Raw genomic sequence first — 2056 nt, forward strand, 5'->3', positions numbered from 1 at the left:
GCCCGGGTCCGCTCGGCCACGACGGCCCGCCACGCCTTCGGCGCGAGATAGAGGCCCTCGCCGCCCTCAGCGCGACCGCCACGGGGCGCACGGCGAGCGCCCGCCTCCTCCATCTGCTCGTAGAAGGCGTCGACCCGGGCCTGCGTCCCGTCCTCGACGACCAGGCGAGCCCCCGGCACGTAATCGAGCAGGGTGACGAGACGCGGATAGTAGCGCTCCAGTCGGTGCTCCTGCCCGGTGAAGGGCTTGAAGCTCTGGCCGGAATCCGGGGCGAGGACGATCTCGGTGGCCGGGTCGATCACCAGATCCGCGACCTCGGCGACGGAGCGCTGCGAGATCGGATCGTAGGAGCGGATCGCGGTGACGCGCCCGTCCGCGTGCTCGATCCGGCAGGGCCGCGGGGCGGCGGCGGGAAACACCTCGACGGTGCGACCCCGGACGGCGATCTCGCCGGGCTCGTCGACCCGCTCGTCGAGGATGTAGCCGAGGCGCTTGAGGTCGGCCATCACGGCGGCGACGTCGAGCGGATCGCCGACCCGAAACGTCACCCGGGCATCGGCCCAGGTCTCGGGCGGGGGCACGCGCTGGATCAGCGCCGGAGCCGTGGTCAGCACGAAGCCCGGCAGGGCGTCGCGGTCGGTCAGCCAGCGCATCACGGCGGCCCGGGCGCCCATCGTGGCCCGCGACGGCGATGCGTGGTCGAGCGGCAGGCAATCCCATTCCGGGTAGACGGCGACCCGGATGTCGGGATCGAGGGCCTTGAGCGTGGCGGCCAGCTCCTCCAGCCGCCTTGCATCCCGGGCGACGTGGACCAGGGGGGCCGCGTCCTCGGCCAGATCCAGCAGCGCCACCGCGAGCGCCCCCGTGGGCATCAGCGGCGCGTCCTCGGTCTCCTGGTGGGCGACCGTCTTCGTCCTGCGCTTGGCCATGCTGATCCGAACCTGTCCCGGATCCTGCAAACGCCGGTCGGCGGTCAGGGCTCCCGGCCGCGCCGGTCCGATTCACAGACGCGATGCCGCATTCGAAAAGGCTTGCGTCCGAGACTCTCGGGCCTCCGGGATCAGGCCTCGTCCAGCCAGAGATCGCCGCTCGCCCGCGGGGCGCGCAGCACGTGGCGGGCACCCTCGGTGAGCGCCCGGTCGGGGCCGGGCTGGCGCAGGTAGGTCGCGAGGTCGCGGGTCAGGCGCTCCAGCGGGTGGTCGCGCAGGAAGCCCTGCAGGCCGACCGAGCGCTGCGCCCGTTCCAGCAGGTCGAGCCCGGCGCGCTCCACCGCGAGGCGCGCGAGGTTCACGTAGGCGATGATCCCGTCCGGGTCGCCCTCTTCGCCCACGACCGCGGCCGCCCGCGCCACCCAGAGGCGCGCGGTCTCGGCCGCGATCACGCCCTCGCCGAGGCGGGCGAGCTGATGCGGGTCCTCGCCGCGGCCGGTGGCGACGAGATGGCCGCGCCATGCGTCGAGCAGCGCCTCCAGGCCGCCGAGCTGCACCGCGAGGAAGCGCCACGCGCCCCCCGAGAAATGCGGCTGCACCTGATAGTCGTCGGGCCCACCCACGCGCGTGAAGCGGTCGGCGCCGAGCCCGGTGAAATCCACGGTGCCTGTCGCCGAGGCGCGCATCCCCTGCGCGCGCCAGGCCGACAGGTCCGCCCGCTCGCCGGGTTCGAGGGCGACGACGATCATCTGCGACCCGGGGGAGTCGGGCTGCGCGGTCACGAGGGCGCGGGTCACGAACCCGGCCCCCGACGCGAAGGTCTTCACGCCCCTCAAGGTCGGGGCGCCTCCGGTGGAATCGATCTTGAGGCCGTTGCCCGGCGGCTCGGTGTTCCAGACCCCGAACAGGTGGCCCTGGACGGCATCGGCCAGCAGGGCGCTGCGCGCCTCGCCGTCGGCATAGCGGGCAACGAGCTGCACCGCGTTGACATGGCCCTCGTACACGCGCCCCAGCGCGAGGCTGCCGGCCCCGACATGGGTGAGCACGGCCTGAAGAATTGCACCGTCCGGCTCCTCGCCGAGGCCCGCGCCGCCCTCGCGGCGGGGGACCGGCGCGGCCAGCAGGCC

Annotated in this window: 1 protein-coding gene and 1 pseudogene; both read right to left on the reverse strand. The window is 74.1% G+C overall.

Annotation, left to right across the window (positions count from 1 at the left end):
* A pseudogene (locus tag FV228_RS27840) lies at window positions 1–929 on the reverse strand (DEAD/DEAH box helicase); the annotation flags it as partial.
* Between the two features lie 131 nt (window positions 930–1060).
* Window positions 1061–2056 (reverse strand): acyl-CoA dehydrogenase family protein (locus FV228_RS27845; protein WP_147857457.1); only part of this gene is annotated, 996 nt, incomplete at its 5' end.

Origin of the sequence: Methylobacterium sp. WL18, assembly GCF_008040015.1 — a bacterium.
Classification (GTDB): domain Bacteria; phylum Pseudomonadota; class Alphaproteobacteria; order Rhizobiales; family Beijerinckiaceae; genus Methylobacterium; species Methylobacterium mesophilicum.